This window comes from Allocoleopsis franciscana PCC 7113, assembly GCF_000317515.1.
Lineage (GTDB): Bacteria > Cyanobacteriota > Cyanobacteriia > Cyanobacteriales > Coleofasciculaceae > Allocoleopsis > Allocoleopsis franciscana.
Map to the genome: position 1 here is coordinate 7,356,106 of NC_019738.1, position 19,647 is coordinate 7,375,752.

Below are 19,647 nucleotides of genomic sequence, written 5' to 3' on the forward strand. Positions count from 1 at the left end.
CTGGTTCTTTTAAGAAAATGAGTTCGTAGTAGGCGCTTGAGCGCCCCTCACAAGAGGACTAAAGTCCTCACTACAAACTATTAGCTGATGCAACACATTTTATTCCTCCAGAGCAAGGAGGACTCATCAAAAAGTCTTTATATCTAACGATTTTTACAGCAAGATTTCCCGGCTAGAAAAAGCGTTAATCAATCGGCTTAATTTGGCATGATCGCCATTAGACCCTTGCAAGCCAGCAGACTGTAAATATCCATCAATTAATTTAGCTTGAGTTAGTGTCGCTGATACCTGCTCAGCACCTTTGAGGTTAGCACCCTTGAGATTGGCACCACTCAGGTTGGCTGCCAATAAACTGGTTGGATAACATAAATTGGCACCCAACAAATTAGCATAACTGAAGTCAGCGCCTAATAAATTGGCATAACTTAAGTCTGCCCCCATTAAGTTAGCTCCGAATAAGTTAGCGCCCAGCAAGTCAGCATAGCTTAAGTCCGCCCCTAGTAGGTTAGCCCCAAACAGATTAGCCCCCAGCAGGTTAGCGTAACTGAGGTTAGCTGTACTGAGAGTTGCATCGCTTAGGTTGGCATACCTCAGGCTGACACTCAACAGATTGGCATCGCTCAGATTGGCATCAGTTAGGTTAGCGCCACTCAAATCAGCCGCGCTTAAGTCTGCACTGCCTAAGTCTGTATTCAACAAGTCAGCCGAGCTTAAGTCCGTACCAAATAGATTAGCACCGGATAGATTCGCACCACTTAAGTCCGCCGCACATAAGTCGGCACCACTCAAATCAGCCCCACTCAGGTTGACACCTAGCAACGTGGTGTTGCATAGATCGGCACCAGGCAAGTGAGCATTACGAAAATCTCGTTCTCCGGCTTGATAACGCGACTGGAATTCTGATGTATCCATAGCTGTGTTTGGGAGTTGTGGCTGTTTAATCGTTTTCCAAAGGAACCCGCGCGATATCGGCGCAGGTTGGAAGAGTTACAACGTTCAATCAGGCTCAGTAGATGCAGATGCAGTTGGAATATTAGGTGTCACTCAAAATAGACACCTCTGTGTTACTATTATTTTTTGCTTACCCGGTTCGCCCAAGCCGATAACTAAGCGTGAGGACACCACCAATGGTGAGCGCAAAGTATGGAGTTCAATCACTTGCTTGAGTGATTAGGGCTTGGTGCAGTAGAACACCCTTGTCAAGTATTTACACGTATCTTTACCTATCTAGGGAAAGAATGTAAAGTATTTTTAAGTACATTGACTAAAAATTTTCACAACTGAGCTCCGGCAATCTTCTCAGGAAGCTGGGCAACCACGGCCGGAGCTTTAGTGAGGAGATTGCCCCTACAGATGGTATTTGTGGGTAAATTCTATATTGGGTTCAAAATCGAGTCCCGGTGCCGAGTTCAGTATAAAATCGGACTTCGCCTTGGTCATTGACACCTAAATCAACTCGCAGGATGCCAAAAGGCGATCGCCATCGTGCGCCAACTCCGGTACCAAACCCAGTTCCAGGTTTATTCCGCACCACAGCCGGTTCTCCGACGACTGAGTTCCCCGTCCCTAAATCCGAGGCAAAATCGGCGAAGATCACTCCTCCCACCCCGGAGAAGATGGGAAAGCGATATTCTCCAGTGGCTAAGATATAACTACGACCACTGCCCAGATTACCTTCTTCGTATCCTCGCACGGAATTAATCCCGCCCAGACGAAACGCCTGAGTCGGTGACATCTCTCCAATCACCGTACCGGCTTGCAAATTAAAAGCAAACATTTCGGGAAACACATCTCGTTGAGCATTTTGCGCCTCAGAACTCAGCCAGCGCACGGGTACATATTGAATATAGTTACCCACTAAGCGATTTTGGAGAATATTACCCACACCGATGGGAATTGACTGTTCGGTAGTCAGAGAGAGAATTGAGCCTCGTTTGGGGTTAAAGGGATTATCTCGCCAGTCACGAGTGACACCCAAGGATACGGTATATAAGTCATCAATTCCTGTACCGCTGAAGGTGAGGGGATTGCCGAGTTCATCCTCACGGGCAATTGTGCCATCGCGATCGCGTGTACTGATGCGAGTGTAGTTCAACCCGACTGTCCCCCACCATTCACCGATGGGACGTGTCAACGCAGCTGCAGCACCTGAACGTAATTCTCGTACTCTCTCACCACTGAGGAGGTCAATCTCGCGATCAAAAATATTGGACGTGGTACGCTTGCGAAACACGCTGAAGCTATACCCTAAACCATCATTCGCTGTCTGATAAGGACTGACATATTGGGCATTAAAGTCAACATTCTTCAGGCTGATTTGAGTATTTCCCTCAACGCGCTGGGGGTTAGGTAAGAGTTTGAAGTCTCGATAGCTTAATGTACCGTATACACCCACATCATCGTTATAACCGCCACCAGGATTGATCGAACGGGCTGGACGCTGTTGGATGTTATAAACGACATTCACACCCTCATCGGCGGGTACAACGGAGACATCGACTCGCTCAAATAATCCTAATTGCTGCAACTGCTGCAAATCTCTGCGAATGACAGCTTGTGTTAAGACATCACCGGGCTGGAGTTGAATTTCATTGGCGATGTATTCTCTAGGGATTCGTCCCTGGATGGGATTACCGTCTTTATCGACGGCTTCTCCTTTATTGTTGACGAAGCGAATCTCCACATCCTTGACAATGAAGTCATTTTCTGCAACAGAATCAGGTAAAATGACAGGCTCGGAATCGATAGATTGTTGCAGGTTGAGTGCAGAAGCGGGAGTGGAAGCCGGATTACTGACATTGCTGCCATCCTCCATCCTCAAAAAATCCCCCTCGTACACAGCCTGATGCTGCTTTTCTGAGGGCAGGATATGGGGTGTCTCTTGAGTCACTGCGATTTGAGGCAATTGAGTGATGAGTTCTTTTGTCAAAATCTCTGAATCATCCTTCCCCAATTCTCTCCTCGTCTGAGGGCTAATATCGACTGTGTCGGAATTGTCGATATTAATAGGGTTTGCTTGTTTCTGTGTATTGATGGATTGGGCGTTTCCCATCTTGACTGGGGCGATACCCCAGGCAACTAAACTGATCACCGTAGAAATTGCAACCCTTGGGATATGCATCGAATTAGCCTCACACTCAACACTGATTCATTAAGAATGCAGGAGATTGCTACTTTCCGTAAAGAAGCGGCCTCACTTCCCTCAATAGTAGACACGTAAAGCCCCGCTCTCTTGCAAGATAAAATAATCCCTATCAGGGATTAAAACAACTCATACTCGAAAATGACATCAGCGATCGCTTCCCTTGCAAGACACAATAATCCCTATTAGGGATTAACAGAAACATCCGGTAATTTTGCCTCTCCAAAAATCTGCTGAGGAGTAAGTTGAAGCCCCTCCAACAGAGAATCCGTGATTAACTCATCTTTAGTATAAGTTCGCGGTGGCGCATCAGGATAGAAAACTGTGATACTTCTCGCCTGAGGATCGACAACCCAAACCCGCGATACTCCAGCTTCTAAATAATCAGTTGCTTTTTTCACTAATTGCCCAAATCTCTGTCCTTGTGAAATAATTTCAATGACTAACTCCGGTGCTACCGGACACGCTTCATCTTCCATCACCTCTACGGGAAGACACTGATAGGAAACATAAGTTAAATCAGGCACTGGCACCCAATCTTCACCTTGACGCTTTAATACGATCGCCCATTCAGGATTCACTTCACCCCGCTCCGGGCACCACTGATTCAAGAGTGTATATAGAGCTCCAGTCACTCTGGAATGAAAACGTTTCGGCGACATTTTCGGTCTAGCTTCACCCTCTATTAATTCATAGGTAATATCAGACTCTGGCATTGCAAAGAATTGTTTAACCGTCAGTCGATATTGAGTCTGAGTCATTTTTTCAAAACCTCAAATTCGTTAATTCAAACATTAACCGTAGAACGCTGATAAACCGACTGTACTACCTTTGCCAAACGCTGCATGGCAACTTCAATTTCCTCGTTACTTGCCGTGAGACTAATGCGAAGACACTGTTGTTTATGCGACCAATCTTCTCGTAAACCAGGGAAGAAAGTGCTGCCCGGTACCACAATTACACCAACTTTTTTTAACTCTTGATAGAGTTCCCAATCCGTTATCGGTAAATCCTGTAACCATAACCACGCAAAGATTGCCCCTTCTCCCCGATGTAAAAACCAAGGCAATTCTTCAGGCATGGATTGATCGAGGGTATTTTCTAACACATCAAACTTAGAAGCGTAGTAAGGACGAATGATGTTAGAGGAAATTTTAGCTAATGCGCCCGATGCGATTGCCCGTGCTGCGATCGCTTGTCCATATCGGGGAGAATGAATACATAAATTCGTTTGAAATGACTCCAAAATCCCAATCAACTTTGGATCACCAATGGCGATACCTACCCGTTCTCCGGGTAACCCCGCTTTAGACAGACTCATACAATGAATGATATTACTGCCAAATACGGGCGTCATTTCTGTAAAATTCAACGCCGGAAAAGGGGGTGCATAAGCCGAATCAATTAATACTGGCACATCAAATGATGCCGCTAGATCGGCAATTTTCTTCACCTCTTCCTGGGTGAGAACATTACCCGTAGGATTACAAGGACGGGAAAAAATCACACAGCCAGTCTCTTCTGTAATCGTCAATTGGCTGAAGTCAGGGCGATATTTAAAGTGGTGTGCTTTCTCATCAATTTCTAAGGCGGGTTTATAGGCAACAACTGCCTCCGGTGTTAAGCAAACTCCACCATAGCCGGTATAATCTGGGCTTAAAGGCAGAACGACTTGTTTTAATTTGCCGCTAGTTGTATAACCGCCAAATGCATTCGTGGCGTAGAAGTAGATCGACTGACTGCCTGGGGTAATTAAGATATTACGTTCGGTCAAGTTTAGCCCATAGCGTTGATTGAAATCATTTGCGATCGCTTCAATTAACGGCTGATATCCCTGACTCGATCCATAGCGGCAAATCACCTCACCATATTCAGAACTGGCTAGCAATTGTTCGGTACAATCCCGCCAAAGTTGCTCCACTTCTGGCAAAATCACCGGATTTCCCGCACTTAAATTAATAAAATCCTGTCCCTCACCCGTTCTTAATGTTTCAATAATATCTTTCATAATCGCTCGGACACCCGTAAGGTTGGACATCTGGGTACCGAATTGAGACAAATTAGGGTTCATAGCGGTATGGCAATGCACAAAAGCGAGTGGTTGACAACGTTGAGGTAAGCTGGCTTGTCATTATAACCTTTCGTTTGGCATTTACCTGATCCATTGAGTTTCGAGGATGTAGATTTATTGATAGCCTGGGGATACCTAAAGGTGCAACAAGATGGGGATTTGGCAAGCAGATTTTTATCGGCGTCCACTACGAGATGCAACGGGGCAAGTGTTATGGGAGTTATTAATTTGTGACGCAACTCGTCATTTTACCTATCAAGCCTGGTGTGCTCAGTCAGAAGTCAATGCTAACTGGCTGGTTGCCCAACTGCGGCAGGCGGCGGGTGACAACTGGCCCGATGTGATTCAAGTGTTTCGCCCCCAGTCACTGAGTTTAATGGAAGCGGCAGCGCAGCAACTCGGTATCGCCGTGGAACCAACACGAGGCACAACAACGTTGAAACAATGGTTACAACAACGGGCGTTGCAATACCCTAAGCAGGAGGGTTACACGGCGGAGGCTTATAATCCCATTGCCATCGATAAACCACCACCCTTGCCACTGCCCGAAAATCTCTGGGGCGATCGCTGGCGCTTTGCGTCCATTCCTGCGGGTAATATTGAGGAAGCATTTGGCGATCGCCCCATCCCAATTTTAGAGATGCCGGAATCTCTCTTACCTCTCAATCTGGGTTTAGCCTCAACCGTAGCGGTGCCGGGAGTGATTATTGATGGAGGGCGCAAGTCAATGCAACTTGCTCGTTGGCTTCAGAATGTTACACCTGTCTCATTGAACTACATCGCGGGTGCGCCGGATGGGTTAATTCTAGAAGCTGGATTGGTTGATCGATGGGTTGTTGCTACATTTGAGGATACAGAGGTGGCAACAGCCGCACGGATGTATGAACAACGCCAATCCCTTAGTCAGGGATTGCATTTTTTGTTAGTACAACCCGATGATTCGGGGATGACTTATACAGGTTTTTGGTTATTGCAAACAGAAAATTAGCGGTTGATTACCTACGGGGATAGATAAGAGGCTTATTTAAGCTGTCACTCAATCTCATCTGGGTTAATCCCCTGAGAACGCAAGTAGGCGGCTAATTTCTCAGCTCGCTGGTGTTCTTGTTCAGCTCGCTGGCGCTCTTGTTCAGCTCGCTGGCGCTCTTGTTCAACTTGCTGGCGTTCCTGCTCCAAACGTTCTACACCCCACAGCAGCAAATTTTCTCCCTCGTCCCACCAGCGCAACCAATACCCTGTGCGTCCTTCTTTCTCTCCCCGCCATACTCCCAAAAATAATCCCATTTCAGGAAACCAGTGGCGTCCTTCCGAGTCGGGCAATTCTAAATCATACCGTTGCTCCTGCAATCGATAAACCTCTAGCAATCCGGTGTCTGGCTCGAAGATCACATAGGTGGGGACGTTCAAAACTTGCTCGTAAAAAAACCATTTACCGGGGGGATAGCTACGCTTGACTGAATATTCCCCACCTTCCGTGTCGGATAGGAATTCCATCACGATGGTGGGAGTATCCCCTTCTAAATTGGGTGTATAGCTTTTGCGTTCGCATCCTTGTGTTAGCGGTTGTACCTTAGGGACGTAAAACCAATCCGGTGCCTTAATCACCAACTCTCCGTTTACCGTCGCGCAAATACCCAAGTTGGAGGCGATGAGCATTTCGGGTTTAATATACCCGATCAGTTCTAAAGGTTCGCGTAAGGCTCCAGCAATCAGCGGTTGCCCAGTATTCTCCACAGGTTCTTCTTCTAGTTTGTAGTCGTCTGGGAGCCTTTCCCAAGTCACACTTAGGGTTGCCGCTGGTCTGATTATATTTTCTTGGCTAATCACCATAGCTCTACCAAGGGCAATTATAAAGCTGTTATATGCATTGATTCTACCTTTTTGCGTGGGAGTCTTCGTTAACCTGTTTTAATCGGATGTCCGGCAATAGAACCGTCATATTTTTAGGATGGGGATTACCCAGACACCCGATCAATGTATTGGCTTTAGCGGCGTTGATAACAAGCTAACCGTTGATTTAACCGAGTCCGAATAGCATTATTTTCTAGCCGTTGTGCCACTTGCCGAGCTTGGGTATGTTGTCCCGCTTTGGCATATTCAAGCGCGATCGCTTCTAAAAAACTACCTCGATCTGAGTCATCGTCTACGATTGTCTGATCGGGTGGCGCTCTGAACACAAGGGTTTTAGATTCTGGCCCTTCAATGGTGAGCGTGACTTGCAAAGCCTGAGCTAAAATTTGAGAGGCTTGGGTTGTGTTTCCGGCTTGGATATATTGACGAGCGATCGCAACTAACCATCTCGCTTTTTCTTCGGGTGTTTTCAGGGAATTGATCACCGGATAAGCTTTCGCGTATTGTCCTGCCTCGATTGACTTTACAAAAATTCCCTGCAAAATAGAACTTTGTTCATACCCATCTTTCAGCCCTTGAGCTACTTGAAATGCTAAATCGTAGTGTTGGGCAGAAATCAATTGTTCGGCAGTTTCTCGGAATGCAGCCCCTTGTACATTTCCTTCTTCTATGGTTTGCCCAATTTGTAGAGCTTGAGATAAGGTTTGGGAGGCTGGTTTGAGTTGTTGGGTATTGGCATAGGCTAAAGCAACAGCCCCCAGTGCCGAAATTTTGCTATTAGTATCTTCCGCTGCATTGGCAGCTTGCACTGCTTGAGTGAAAATACTAGAGGCGCGTTGGGATTGTCCTGCTTTATGCAATTGGGTTGCGATCGCTCCTAAAGTTTTCGCTCGATAAGCGAGCCGACTGTCTAGTGTTTGAGCGACTTGTAAGGCTTTGTCGTATTGTCCAGCTTTAGTGTGAGCTAAGGCAACTCGATGCAATACCGTACTTCTGTGTTCCACAAACTTGGTGTCAATCGCTGGCATAACTTGCATTGCTAAGTCAGTCTGCCCTGCATCTGCTGCTTGCACCGCAATCTCCCGTAAGGAATCCGCTCTGGTAAACTCATCCTCAATCGCTTGGGCAATTTGAGCGGCGAAGTCAAAGCGTTTCGCCTCAATAAAGCTAAGAATAATATCCGCCCTGGCATTGGATTTTTCGTTGGCATCAGACGTGGCGGCAATGGTATCTAGAGTTTGCGATAAGGCTTGAGAGGCTTTGGCTTGTTGTCCAGCTTTTGCGAAACTAATGGCGATCGCGGCTAATGTTCTGGATTTAAAATAATCAGGATTGGCAGTTTTACGAAGCAACTGCAGTGCGGCATCCGGTTGTCCAGCTTGGGCATAGTTAACAATCACATCGGACAGTATGCGCGATTGCTCATAAGGACTGTCTACAATTTGTGCCGTTTGTATCGCTTGGGCAAAAACTTGAGCGGCTTTATCTGGCTTTCCCGTTTGAATATACTCATGACCAATATCCGCCAACCGTTTTGCCTTAATGTCGGCTGTATCCTTATGATTCTCAATCATTTGAGCCGTTCGCAGGGCTGATTCCGGTTCGGTTTGTTGGCTATACTGGCGAGAAACAGCAGCGATCGCATTCGCTTTATGATAAGGAGCCTTGGTAATTAGTTGTGCCACCTTTAACGCTTGGTTGTACTGTTTGGCTTGGGCGTAGGTACTAGCAACAGCCGCCAATAACTCACCTTGGCGATAAGGATTGGGATTTTGAACCGTCGTGGCATAACCCAATGATTGATCTAAGATTCCCGATGCTTGTTCAAATTTTCCGGCGGCTACATAGGCTTGGGCAATGGCGGTTAAGGCTTGAGTTTTAAATTCAGCACCTTGGATGGATTTTTCGGTTTGGACAGATTGGTCTAAAATCTTTAGGGCTGGCTCGGTTTGTCCGATTGCGGCATACTGAAGTGCGATCGCAGCAAGAGATTTCGTTTTAGCATAGCTTCGTCCACTGCTTAAAGTTTGGACAGTTTGCAGCGCTTCAGCTAAAACTGCGGCAGCTTGTTGTTTTTGTTTGGCGGTAATGTATAAGTCAACCGTATCTGCTAACAGTCGGGAATTCTGACTGCGTATTTCCGAAGATAGGATTTCCTCTAAGATGGCAGCTTTATTCGAGCCATTTTCCAAGCGGCGCAGGTTTCGGAACAATTGAGTGAGAGTTTGGCTAGCTTTTTCTTTATTTTTCAAGTTCGCATACTGTCGCGCCTTATTTTGCAACTGAAATACACTCGATTGAGTCTCCGAATCGCGCTCTTCTTGACAATTGACAGGCAGCAGGATACTAGGTGAATTTTGAGTGGGTTGGGTGGTTTGAGCCATCGCACTCGAAGGGCTGAAAATTACAAATAATCCTAGAGAAGTCGTAACAAGCTGGAATAGAATTTTGTTCACTTTTTCGTTTTAAGTGCTACTTTTCAGTACTCCAACTTGTCCCATAATCTTTTAGGAAAAATACTATCTTTTCTTCCATAAATCACCCAGTTGGGTGAGTCAATGGAAAACAGGGTGATGCCCCTGATGTGTGATCAAATGCGCCGAGGCAACTGGAACAAGAGGTTAATTGCCTTATTGCCGCCAGCGCTCAAACTGATCTTCCGAACATCCATTAATATATTGGTTGCTGACCCAACCATTCAGGGGTTTAACCACTTCTGGCATTTTTCCAGGAGGTGAGGTTACTCTTCCAGTCAGTTGAACCCAGTTACCCGATCGCCGTAGAGCTCTGACACCGTCTCCCCTTCTGAGTTTTGTCACAACGCGGGATTGAGGATTCGGGCTACTGCGAATATTCACATTATTTCCAGTAATAAATGAACAGACACTCTGATCTGCTGCCAGCGCCAATTCAAGCGGTACAGTTGGCAGTTCCGCACTTGCTTTAGTACTAGAGATAAACGACCAGCCAGTGGCACATACAGATAGTAGCGCCGCCAAAGTTAAAGATTTTCTGGAATGGTGCATTGTTGTGAGGGTGTTAGAACTAATGCCTACGTAGAAGTATTAAATTAGCTTAGTTTAACTTACTCGCCACCGCTAAATATTGATATTGAGAGGTTTGTTCACATATAAAGTGCATCCAAACACTCTGAAATAGCAGATTCTGCGATAATTGGCAATCCTTGATAGTTTTAGAAATGCCTATTGCAGTCCTCACTGATTTATGAGAATCTCTGTTTCTCTCCTGGAGCGGCATGGAGTGCCTAGAGGGGTTCGTTTAAAAAAGGCAATCTTATTCACGATGGATAAGTCAAGATAATAAATTTCTCAATCATCAAATCAATCAAGAATTGCTCAAAAGGTTTAAGTCCAAAGATGGATGAAATTTTTCTAACCGTTGCTCTAAGGTAATGCATATAACAAACTAATGTTATTGGAGGAAAGCCCAGTGGATACAGAAAAAAAATTGCCCCAACCTGAAGTTGACGTAGAAGGCGATAACTATGATCGCGGGATTGTTCCTGCTGAAACCGCAGCCCGGAAAGACAGAGAAGGGGCAGACTTCAAGAAAAATCCCCAGGATGATAGACCTGAAACCCACGGTTTTACAGTAGATAAAGAGGGACTGATTGATAACTTTGCCATTGAACCCGAAATGTATGTCAATGAGCCGGGGGATTTAAGAGCAAAAGAAGAGGAACTAGAGGCTGAACGCCTGGAAGAATTTGAAGAAATTAACGAAGATAAAGACGGGGACTTAACAATGGACGCTGATCGGCGGGGTAAAGGGCCTGGGATTATCTAATTTAAGCCTTTGGCGCTTGGCATCATGTTTTGAAAGAAGATAAAAAGTCAATAACTGAAGCTAAGCCCAAAACATTGAATACCACAATCATTAAACAGCTGGCTTAAGAACATCTTGGTATGAGTCAGCTGGCTTTTTGCTGATTGTCGTCTGTTTGCCGCTAAAATAACTTGGCGTGACAGCAAAGGCATAAGGCAAAGACGATGGTTCAGGCAAAGATTGGAATTATTGGCGGTAGTGGGCTGTACAAAATGGAATCCCTCAAAGAAGTGGAAGAGGTGTTCTTAGATACACCTTTTGGGACTCCCTCTGATGCCTTGATTGTGGGGACGCTGGAAGGTACGCGAGTCGCTTTCTTAGCCCGTCACGGTCGCAATCATCACCTGATGCCCTCGGAGTTGCCATTCCGTGCGAATATCCATGCAATGAAGCAATTGGGTGTGGAGTATCTGATCTCAGCGTCAGCGGTAGGTTCCCTCAAGGAAGAGGCTAAACCCTTGGATATGGTTGTGCCAGACCAATTTATTGACCGGACAAAAAACCGGATTTCTACCTTTTTTGGGGATGGAATTGTTGCTCATATCACCTTTGGTGACCCCGTATGCCCTAATTTGGCTGGGGTTCTAGCTGATGCCGTTGCCAGTCTTGAGTTACCGGATGTGACGCTGCATCGGGGGGGTACCTATGTTTGCATGGAAGGGCCAGCCTTTTCCACCAAAGCGGAGTCCCATCTTTACCGCAGTTGGGGCGCAACCATCATTGGTATGACGAATTTACCGGAGGCGAAGCTGGCACGAGAGGCAGAAATTGCCTATGCTACTTTGGCGCTGGTGACCGATTATGACTGTTGGCATCCCGACCATGACAGCGTGACGGTGGAGATGGTAATTGGGAATTTGCATCGCAATGCGACGAATGCTCAGAAGGTGATTCAAGAAACGGTGCGGCGTCTGAGTGAGAATCCACCGGTATCGGAGGCGCATTCGGCATTAAAGTATGCAATTTTGACGCAACTGGATCAGGTTCCGGCAGCAGCCAAGGAGAAGTTGGGGTTGTTGTTGAAGAAGTATTTGTAAGCGGGTAGATAGGGATTAATCGATTGAAGCGATCGCCTCTAACACATTAGCCTCACTCAACAAAAATAACCCCTGCGGCTAATTGAACCTGATCCAGACTGATATCTCGGCGCTGCGCGATCGCTCTCAACTTAATGTCTAACTCTCGATTCACCTTATTCAGTAATCCTTCTGTTGCCGGAATCATCTGAAGTTTGCTCTCAAAACGGAACCGCTCAATGCGTTCCTTCAATTCTGACTGTCTGCGGTTGGCATAGTCCTCAGCACTCCGTTGCTGCACATCACAGCGATTCTTATTTTCAACCTCAAAATCTTCTGCTGCTCGGTTAAATGCATCTTCTAGGTACTCATCACAGTCATTGTAAGCCGCTAAGATTCGCTCCATGTCACCGAGTAAGTTGACGGCATTCGGCTTAGGTTTGCCTTTACGTGCTGTCAAACTGACTAAGGATTCAGACCGTTCATCAGAGAGCATCCTCCCATCGGCACATCGAGCAACTTTAGAAGCAATTTGGTTTTCAGTTCTTAGTCCTGTAAATGACCAACGGTGTATAACGTAGACGTATAGTCCGGTTGCGATATCAATGTTGTGATGTTGGATGTCCCGACTCTCCAACTGACACGCAGAAACCTCATGAAACTTGGGTGCTGCTGTTTCGTAGCGATATCTTATCCATTGAATGAGAGGATGGGTTGGGTCTAGTAACTCGTTCCGCTTACCCATTGTGCCTGCTACTTTGGGGTTAAAGAAACAGGTAACAGAGGTACTAGACGCGTGAAGGCGAGTTGGCGTTGAACACTGATGCTTGCTCAAAAACATCTGTAATTCAACTTTGGCATCTTCTGCCAATCTGATATTAAAGACCTGTGGTTTGTTCGGAACTGATTCAATGGTTGTGCCAGGATGATAACGAGCGAAGTAATCCTCAACAAATGAGTGCAGTTCTTCTGGATGAAGCCACCTGCCTTGGTCGCGGCTTTTTGTAATTTCACCCAGAATGCGATCGGAGAAAGCTAGTAGATTAATCGCTTCGGTTTCAAGCCGATCTTGTTCAGCTCTCTGCTTGATGATTGCCATTGCCGTTTCTTCAGCACGACGAATGCGATCGGTGACACTTAGATTTGGCTCAAATAGCTCGATAAGTAGCTGCTCTGTCATTTCACCGAGTATATTTTCCAGGTCGCCAATACTCTCTGTAAATACATTAATTCGCTCATAAAGTCTTTCCAAAATCCGTTCTTCAACCGTGTCTACTAGACTGAAGTTGACGATAGAAATCCTCTCAGCTTTTTGTCCCAAGCGGTCTAGGCGTCCGATGCGTTGTTCAACCCGCATTGGATTCCAAGGTAAGTCGTAGTTAATCAAAAATCGACAAAATTGGAGGTCAATCCCTTCACTGCCAACTTCAGAAGAAAGCAGAACCGAAGCAGTTCCTGTCTCAAATTCATTTAAGACAGCCTGTTTATCGTCCATGTTGCCAAGAATCATGCAGGTACTAATTTTGTCTACCTCCAGTCGCCGTTGGAGGTAATGGAGGGTACCTCGAAAATAAGCAAAGAGAACAAATTTTTCTGTAGGATTTTTCTTGAGTTCCTGGCGGATAAATTCAACAAGTTTTTTGTACTTTGTGTCTTCCTTCTCTAATTGAGCGTAATTAAGTTTACCTTCAGGAAACAGCAAAGCTGGGATATCCCAATCAGGTTTTTCCTCAGAATCAGTACTGAGTTGAGCAGATACTCCAAAATCTTCCCAAAAAAGCTCATCCTCTTGAATAAATTCATTAAGAATGCCTTTCTGCGACCAAGCTTGAAGGGCAGCAACCATACAGCTTGCCATCTGTCGCTGACGAGTGATTATTCTGAAAAGGGAAATTCCTTTTTGCCCTTGTGTTTGTTTCCTGATTTGACAAGTGACGTAATCGTAAATTTGCCTTTCTAGAGGAGAAAAGTGAACCACTAACGTCTGAGGTGCGCGTTCTACACGATTGGAAATGACATCACGCTTTCGATTCCTGGTAATATATTGACCGATTAATGATAAGTTTTCCAACTTATAACCTAAACGCACTCGCGCTTCGTTATCAATTTTCTCAGGTGCGGCTAAATCTTTTTTTATCTGATGTAACGTAGGGTTCTTGAAAAAATATTCAGATTGAAGTGCCTTATCTACTTCTCGCTGGGTTCCTGCAAAATCGGGTGGATTTCGCCAAGTAAGTCGCAATGCCCTGACAATTGGAGCATTAGCCTCTAGCATTTCTTGAAAGATAGACTCATTAAAAAAGTCCTCTGGGCTGATTAGCCTAAGTAATTGATACAGATTGGAGTTGTGAATTTGAATAGGAGTGGCTGTGAGTAAAAGAAGATGCCGAGATGCATCTCGCATTAATCGTCCAATGCGGTGATTGGCTGTCGCTGGATTGCGAAGATAATGTGCTTCATCAATAATGGTTAAGTCAAAGATGCCCAACTCGTCAGTTGCCGTGTTTTTATCCAAAAGTCTTGCTAGTTCTGCCCTTGCTCCTTTCACATTTTCATCTTCCCAATTAGCGCTAGGACGTAAACCTTCTAAGCTGACAATACAAGTGAAAGAATTTTGAGAACGAGTTTCTAATAAACCTCGTATTTTTTGCAAAAGTCCTTGAGCATTAGTAATTTCAGCACTAATATTGAAGCCGTTCAGGAGTTCTTTCTGCCATTTTGCACACAAAATGGAAGGACAAATAATCAACAATCGACGAGCATCTGCTCTTGCTTGAAGCTCTTTCCAGACATACATAGCTTCAATGGTTTTACCTAAGCCAACTTCATCAGCAATTAATAATCGACCGACTGGAGATTCAATAAATTTTAAGACGGGCTTAAATTGGTGAGGATAGAAGTCTGTATTACTCGACTCCATGCTGTAAAAAATGTTGGTTAAGTGCCCTCTCAGTTTCTCAAATGTAATAATTTTTCTCAAATCATTTGAACCGCTAAACCGTCCTTGTTTTAGTAAGTCGGGAATACCCTCTGGTTCTCCACAAAGTTCCAGTAAGTTGTAAGGCTTATAGGATTTTTCATTAGGACTAAACTGAACTTGCACTAAGAGTTGACTTCCAGATTGCCGATTTTTTCCAGTTGTCATACCTCGCTGACCAGGGTTAGCTTTCAGGCGAACTTCCTGCCCTGCAATATTCGGATTCCAATCTTTGGTTTCTTTATCCATACCATGTTTATTCCTGACCAAACTGCTCTATTGCTTGAGCTTTATTGGAAATATATTCTTTTTAATATATCCTACTCTTGTTCAACAAGAATCTTTCGTATCTTCGTAACGAAGAGGCTTTGAGCTAATAGTAGCTTTTAGAGTCTGTGGTTCAGCTTTGTCCATCTCACTGGGTAGCCTGATTTCTGGACAATCTCCTTCTGGGATAGATAATCCGTAAGCCACAGAAAACCGATGAAACTCTTGAGAACTCAAGCCATTCATAGCAAGGTCTTTGGGAATCGGAATAGCTTTTTGGACATAGGAGGGAATCCCAGCCTTTTTGTGCTGAAATAGAGAATGGGTAGCCAAAATTGTTGTTTTATAAAAGCTAGTTAAGCTGCCGCCGCCACCGATTAAAATGCTCAATCCATCTTCAAAAACTGAATCCTTGAATACTGGACGGTGAATACCATGTTTCTGACGACCTTCCATGACAACTCTCCCGACTAGCTGCTGAATTTGTTTTCGGGATTGAGTAGAGTTGAATTGAGTTAAGTTTGAATTTGATGCTTGCAAGATGTCGCGTCTTACTTGGTCTTCTGAAATATTGAGTTCACTAGCTAAACATTGTGAGATGGCGCTAACACCCAGTGGCTTCACTGATGCTGAGTAAAAATCAACTTTAGGTTCACCTTGGTCTCGCCAATAGCGAAACGATACACCATCGAGAGTGCCACAACCCACATCAAAGAAGGTATAAAAACCGTCGTCAAACTCGCGGGAATTTAAGCAAGACCAGACTTCTGCTGAAATTTCAGGAATGGCATGACAATCAATTGGGTTGTCAGCAATACGCGATCGCAGTTGGTTGAGGTGCTCACCTAAACTCTCCAAGGTAAACAGTTCAGTCTTTGGCTCATTGCTCAACAACCATGCCAGAGACAAGACTTTTTTAAAACGGGCGATCGCAGGTGAATCACAGTATTCAACAGGTACACCGACATTGGCAGACCATTCAATCTTTTGATTCTTAACTAGATCGGGTTTGTTACACCGAATCCAAGATTGAGCGCGTGTAATGACACAACTTAAGTAGTAAGCGCAAAGGTTTTCCACTGTTTCAGGTCGATCCAGCTCCGGTAACCGATCAAGCCTCCAGCGATCGCTCTCTTGCGAGATATCCAGATCAGCCAAGCGCATTTTAATATACTTAATTGGTGTTTTAATCCGTTGCTCGATAGCTGCCCATTCTGCCTTTGTCAGTCCTGATCGCAATGTCCCGTCTGCCAAAATTGCGATTTGGGTTGGCACAAGTGCTTCATCCAGATTGGCTTGTCCATCGGTAAAAGTAACCACTTCAGAAAAGTCTCGCCCAATATCACGGAAGCAAACTTTGGTAAAACTGGTACCAAAATCAATACCTAGGTTGATATAGAGCAGCTCAAGTTCTACTACTGGGACTTCTGGTTCAGAGGGTCTACGCCTAATAAGAGCCTGTAATTCGTTTTGCAGTTGTGCAAGTTCTGCTTGTAGGTTATTTTGCTGCTGCTGCAAGTCACTCCGCCACTGTTCCAAGCCAGCCTGTACTTGAAGAATCTCCTCTTGGAGACTATTCACCCATCCTGTTGAGGGGAAACTCTCTAAGCGCTGGTCAAAGCTGGCGGTTGATTCTCGCAAGTTGTCATACTGACCTTGCAGCTGAGTAATCGTTTGAAAAACAGACCTGAAATTGAGAGACTCTATTGAAGCAATCCGGCTGTGTAGATCAGCGAGTTCTTGTTGGACGATTTGAAGCGCTGCTGTGTCTAGGGTAGGTTCTTGAGATTGAAGCTGTTGACGAAGGGTAGAAACGCTTGCTTGCAGTTGGGAAAAACTTTGCTCGAACTGAGCTTGGAGCTGATAAAGATTTTGAGGGACTAATTCTAAATTGAGAGACTCAAAAGTCGTAATGCGTTCTTGTAGCCTAGAGAGTCCTTGCTGGATGTCTTGAAGCGTTGCAGGATTAACAACAGTCGCTTGAGACTGAACAAACTGACGAATGGCTTGAATCTCACTGGAGATATTAGCACTCAGTTGTGAAAGCCTCACCTCAAACCGAGCGATCGCATCTGGGAGATTGACCGATGCTTGTTGGGATGAAGTTAATTGGTAATCAAGCGTTTGAATTTGTTGATTGAGTGAGTTCCTTACTTCCTGTTGTAAACGAGAAAAGTCCTGATTCAGTTGTGAGAGTTGCCGCTCAACTTGAGCCGCCGTGGCTGTAAGGCTCTGCTGCATTTGCTGCTCAAACCGTTGCCGATTGAGCAGATTGAGAAAGATAGAGAGCGATAAAGGAGCAGCAGCATAGACCACTTGTCTTGAAGCAGTTGAAATGACTACTCCAGCGACAGAAGCTGCAAGGGAGGTATACTCAGCAACCTTCAGGAAGCGCAATCCATTCGACTGCATAGAATTCTTGTCACCTAATTAAGTTCACATTTTTCCCTAAGCCCTACTTAGTGATGAATATCCAGATTCAAAACATAGCGACCCAACTGAACTTGTTCTGACCATAGCTCATATTCCAATCGCAAATGTTGGGGCAAAGGACGACCCTCTAACTTCAAACTCCGGGTATAATTTCGCAGACGAAACCCGTCGTGCCCTTGCAGGGAATCGCTTTGCAACCAATAGCGGTTGACGCCATACACCCCTTGTTCCCAAAAGTGGCGATAACTCAATTTCCCATTGCCCTGCATCGTCATAATCACGCGGTAGGGCGAGATTTCCATCCACAACATTCGGAGAGGGTTATGCCTCGCCCGATAGGTATGATCAACCATTGTCTGTTCCGGTTCCCACTCCGGTGGGATGGGTTCGCTCAACAGCAGGTGAAATCGCTCTTGGTCTTTTTGATAAAGCGTAGCGGCTGTTTCCACCGTTGACCAAACAGGCAGATCCGTAGACACAAGGGACAGGCAAACAGGTTTCCGGTGATGCGTCAGCATAGGAAGTGAGGAGACAGAAGGACACAAATAGCATAGCTTTACCTTACATACCAAGATTCACAGGGGCGTGCCAACCGTATTTTTACTAATTTTTGCCAAAGGGCTTGCCAAATGATGTGGGTTGTCGGTAATATTGGTAATCGTGACAAGCGTTAGCTACACAATCCTCAGTAGCTCAGTGGTAGAGCGGTCGGCTGTTAACCGATTGGTCGCTGGTTCGAGTCCGGCCTGGGGAGTTGACTCAAAAGGTGAAAGATGAAGTGTGAAGGATGAAACCCAAAATTTCAAACTTCAAAGTTCGGACTTCCAACAGTTCTGGTCGCTTGACCCATCTGTAACCTTTCTCAATCATGGTTCTTATGGTGCCTGTCCTGTGCCAGTCCGACGTGCACAACAGCGATTCCGAGAGCAGCTAGAACGGCAACCCCTGCGCTTCTTTATGCGGGAGTTTGAAGCGTTACTCGATGCTTCACGCCGCTCATTGGCAGCATTTGTAGGTGCACAGCCAGATGAGTTGGTGTTTGTCCCCAATGCTACAACGGGAGTTAATGCGGTATTAAGGTCGCTCTCCTTCAACTCAGGAGACGAATTACTCACCACCAACCAAGAATATAACGCTTGCCGTAACGCTCTCGATTTTATCGCGAGTCGCACCGGAGCAACGGTAGTCATCGCAACAATACCCTTTCCCCTTGAGTCACCGGATCAGGTGATTGAAGCGGTAATAGAACGAGTCTCAGCGAAAACCCGCCTAGCACTGTTGGATCATGTAACCAGTAAAACCGGGCTAATCTTTCCCATCCAGCAATTAGTCCATGAATTAGCGGCGAGGGGTGTGGATACCCTGGTTGATGGTGCCCATGCACCAGGAATGGTGTCCCTGAACCTGCATGAGATTGGGGCTACGTACTATACAGGCAACTGCCATAAGTGGTTATGTGCACCAAAGGGGGCGGGATTTCTCTATGTCCGAGGCGATCGCCAATCCACGATTCGTCCCTTAACCATTAGTCACGGTGCCAACTCACCCCGGACGGATAAGTCCCGTTTTCAACTAGAGTTTGACTGGATGGGTACCGACGATCCAACCGCCTATCTGTGTGTCCCGGAAGCCATTGAGTTCCTCGGTTCCCTACTGCCGGGTGGATGGACTCAATTGATGGAAAACAATCGTGCAAAGGCACTCTGGGCAAGACAAGTCCTGTGTGAAGCATTAGGTGTATCCCCTCCCTGCCCCGATGAAATGATTGGCTCCATGGCTGTTGTACCTTTACCCTATGAGTTGTTTGGGTACGAGCAAGCAGGGCAAGTTCGGGAATGGCCTATACTACAGGATCTATTGTGCGATCGCTTCAATATTGAGGTGCCGGTGATTCCGTGGACGACACCATTCCAGCAAATGGTGCGAATCTCGGCTCAGCTATACAACACACCAGAGCAGTATCACACTCTCGCCGAAGCACTCATAACACTACTATCTGACTTACTTTAGGCACACACGAAAGAGCATCGGACTAAGCTAGCAA

The 19,647-nt window shown here is 45.7% G+C and carries 14 protein-coding genes and 1 tRNA gene; 5 read left to right on the plus strand and 10 right to left on the minus strand.

Annotated elements, in window-relative coordinates:
- Positions 1–153: 153 nt before the first annotated feature.
- From MIC7113_RS30285 to MIC7113_RS30300, 4 genes are all read right to left on the minus strand, one after another.
- On the minus strand, positions 154–912 hold the full coding sequence (locus MIC7113_RS30285; protein WP_015186009.1) for a pentapeptide repeat-containing protein: 759 nt from the start codon (positions 910–912) through the stop codon (positions 154–156).
- A 472-nt stretch (positions 913–1,384) separates the two neighbouring features.
- Positions 1,385–3,121: a BamA/TamA family outer membrane protein gene (locus tag MIC7113_RS30290; protein ID WP_015186010.1), complete on the minus strand. Its 1,737-nt coding sequence runs from the start codon at positions 3,119–3,121 to the stop codon at positions 1,385–1,387.
- Between the two features lie 206 nt (positions 3,122–3,327).
- On the minus strand, positions 3,328–3,903 hold the full coding sequence (locus tag MIC7113_RS30295) for a Uma2 family endonuclease (protein ID WP_015186011.1): 576 nt from the start codon (positions 3,901–3,903) through the stop codon (positions 3,328–3,330).
- A gap of 26 nt (positions 3,904–3,929) precedes the next feature.
- On the minus strand, positions 3,930–5,213 hold the full coding sequence (locus MIC7113_RS30300) for a valine--pyruvate transaminase (RefSeq protein ID WP_015186012.1): 1,284 nt from the start codon (positions 5,211–5,213) through the stop codon (positions 3,930–3,932).
- A gap of 151 nt (positions 5,214–5,364) precedes the next feature.
- Here MIC7113_RS30300 and MIC7113_RS30305 point away from each other — a divergent pair, with 151 nt between their 5' ends.
- Positions 5,365–6,201, plus strand: coding sequence for a Tab2/Atab2 family RNA-binding protein (locus MIC7113_RS30305; RefSeq protein WP_015186013.1), 837 nt, complete (start codon positions 5,365–5,367; stop codon positions 6,199–6,201).
- 44 nt (positions 6,202–6,245) lie between these two features.
- Here the strand turns inward: MIC7113_RS30305 and MIC7113_RS30310 are convergent, their stop codons facing one another.
- The 3 genes from MIC7113_RS30310 to MIC7113_RS30320 all read right to left on the minus strand — a co-directional run bounded on the left by MIC7113_RS30310 (position 6,246) and on the right by MIC7113_RS30320 (position 10,090).
- Positions 6,246–7,043, minus strand: coding sequence for a Uma2 family endonuclease (locus tag MIC7113_RS30310; protein WP_015186014.1), 798 nt, complete (start codon positions 7,041–7,043; stop codon positions 6,246–6,248).
- Positions 7,044–7,198: 155 nt separating this feature from the next.
- A complete protein-coding gene (locus tag MIC7113_RS30315; protein ID WP_155898121.1) occupies positions 7,199–9,520 on the minus strand; it encodes a tetratricopeptide repeat protein in 2,322 nt (773 codons plus the stop codon).
- Between the two features lie 174 nt (positions 9,521–9,694).
- The gene (locus MIC7113_RS30320; RefSeq protein WP_015186016.1) at positions 9,695–10,090 is read right to left on the minus strand and encodes an SH3 domain-containing protein; all 396 of its coding nucleotides are present in this window, start codon (positions 10,088–10,090) and stop codon (positions 9,695–9,697) included.
- Between the two features lie 403 nt (positions 10,091–10,493).
- Here MIC7113_RS30320 and MIC7113_RS30325 point away from each other — a divergent pair, with 403 nt between their 5' ends.
- Complete coding sequence (locus MIC7113_RS30325; protein ID WP_015186017.1) at positions 10,494–10,871, plus strand: hypothetical protein; 378 nt, start codon at positions 10,494–10,496, stop codon at positions 10,869–10,871.
- A gap of 203 nt (positions 10,872–11,074) precedes the next feature.
- Positions 11,075–11,947, plus strand: a complete 873-nt coding sequence (locus tag MIC7113_RS30330) for an S-methyl-5'-thioadenosine phosphorylase (RefSeq protein ID WP_015186018.1) — start codon at positions 11,075–11,077, stop codon at positions 11,945–11,947.
- A 52-nt stretch (positions 11,948–11,999) separates the two neighbouring features.
- Here MIC7113_RS30330 and MIC7113_RS30335 read toward each other — a convergent pair whose 3' ends face one another.
- The 3 genes from MIC7113_RS30335 to MIC7113_RS30345 form a co-directional block, all read right to left on the minus strand.
- The gene (locus tag MIC7113_RS30335) at positions 12,000–15,152 is read right to left on the minus strand and encodes an SNF2-related protein (RefSeq protein ID WP_015186019.1); all 3,153 of its coding nucleotides are present in this window, start codon (positions 15,150–15,152) and stop codon (positions 12,000–12,002) included.
- Between the two features lie 81 nt (positions 15,153–15,233).
- Positions 15,234–17,582 carry a hypothetical protein gene (locus tag MIC7113_RS34000; RefSeq protein WP_015186020.1) on the minus strand — a complete coding sequence of 783 codons (2,349 nt, stop codon included), beginning with the start codon at positions 17,580–17,582 and terminating at the stop codon, positions 15,234–15,236.
- Between the two features lie 47 nt (positions 17,583–17,629).
- Positions 17,630–18,121: a hypothetical protein gene (locus MIC7113_RS30345; RefSeq protein WP_015186021.1), complete on the minus strand. Its 492-nt coding sequence runs from the start codon at positions 18,119–18,121 to the stop codon at positions 17,630–17,632.
- 164 nt (positions 18,122–18,285) lie between these two features.
- On the opposite strand from MIC7113_RS30345, the gene MIC7113_RS30350 reads away from it, so the two are divergent.
- Both MIC7113_RS30350 and MIC7113_RS30355 read left to right on the plus strand, forming a co-directional pair.
- Positions 18,286–18,357, plus strand: a tRNA-Asn gene (locus MIC7113_RS30350).
- A gap of 26 nt (positions 18,358–18,383) precedes the next feature.
- A complete protein-coding gene (locus MIC7113_RS30355) occupies positions 18,384–19,613 on the plus strand; it encodes an aminotransferase class V-fold PLP-dependent enzyme (RefSeq protein ID WP_015186022.1) in 1,230 nt (409 codons plus the stop codon).
- Positions 19,614–19,647: the final 34 nt, after the last annotated feature.

Coding starts and splice junctions, on each gene's coding strand:
- MIC7113_RS30305 (WP_015186013.1), top strand. CDS start 5,365: ATGGGGATTTGGCAAGCAGATTTTTATCGGCGTCCACTACGAGATGCA.
- MIC7113_RS30290 (WP_015186010.1), bottom strand. CDS start 3,121: ATGCATATCCCAAGGGTTGCAATTTCTACGGTGATCAGTTTAGTTGCC.
- MIC7113_RS30320 (WP_015186016.1), bottom strand. CDS start 10,090: ATGCACCATTCCAGAAAATCTTTAACTTTGGCGGCGCTACTATCTGTA.
- MIC7113_RS30335 (WP_015186019.1), bottom strand. CDS start 15,152: ATGGATAAAGAAACCAAAGATTGGAATCCGAATATTGCAGGGCAGGAA.
- MIC7113_RS30300 (WP_015186012.1), bottom strand. CDS start 5,213: ATGAACCCTAATTTGTCTCAATTCGGTACCCAGATGTCCAACCTTACG.
- MIC7113_RS30345 (WP_015186021.1), bottom strand. CDS start 18,121: ATGCTGACGCATCACCGGAAACCTGTTTGCCTGTCCCTTGTGTCTACG.
- MIC7113_RS34000 (WP_015186020.1), bottom strand. CDS start 17,582: ATGCAGTCGAATGGATTGCGCTTCCTGAAGGTTGCTGAGTATACCTCC.
- MIC7113_RS30285 (WP_015186009.1), bottom strand. CDS start 912: ATGGATACATCAGAATTCCAGTCGCGTTATCAAGCCGGAGAACGAGAT.
- MIC7113_RS30325 (WP_015186017.1), top strand. CDS start 10,494: ATGTTATTGGAGGAAAGCCCAGTGGATACAGAAAAAAAATTGCCCCAA.
- MIC7113_RS30295 (WP_015186011.1), bottom strand. CDS start 3,903: ATGACTCAGACTCAATATCGACTGACGGTTAAACAATTCTTTGCAATG.
- MIC7113_RS30330 (WP_015186018.1), top strand. CDS start 11,075: ATGGTTCAGGCAAAGATTGGAATTATTGGCGGTAGTGGGCTGTACAAA.
- MIC7113_RS30310 (WP_015186014.1), bottom strand. CDS start 7,043: ATGGTGATTAGCCAAGAAAATATAATCAGACCAGCGGCAACCCTAAGT.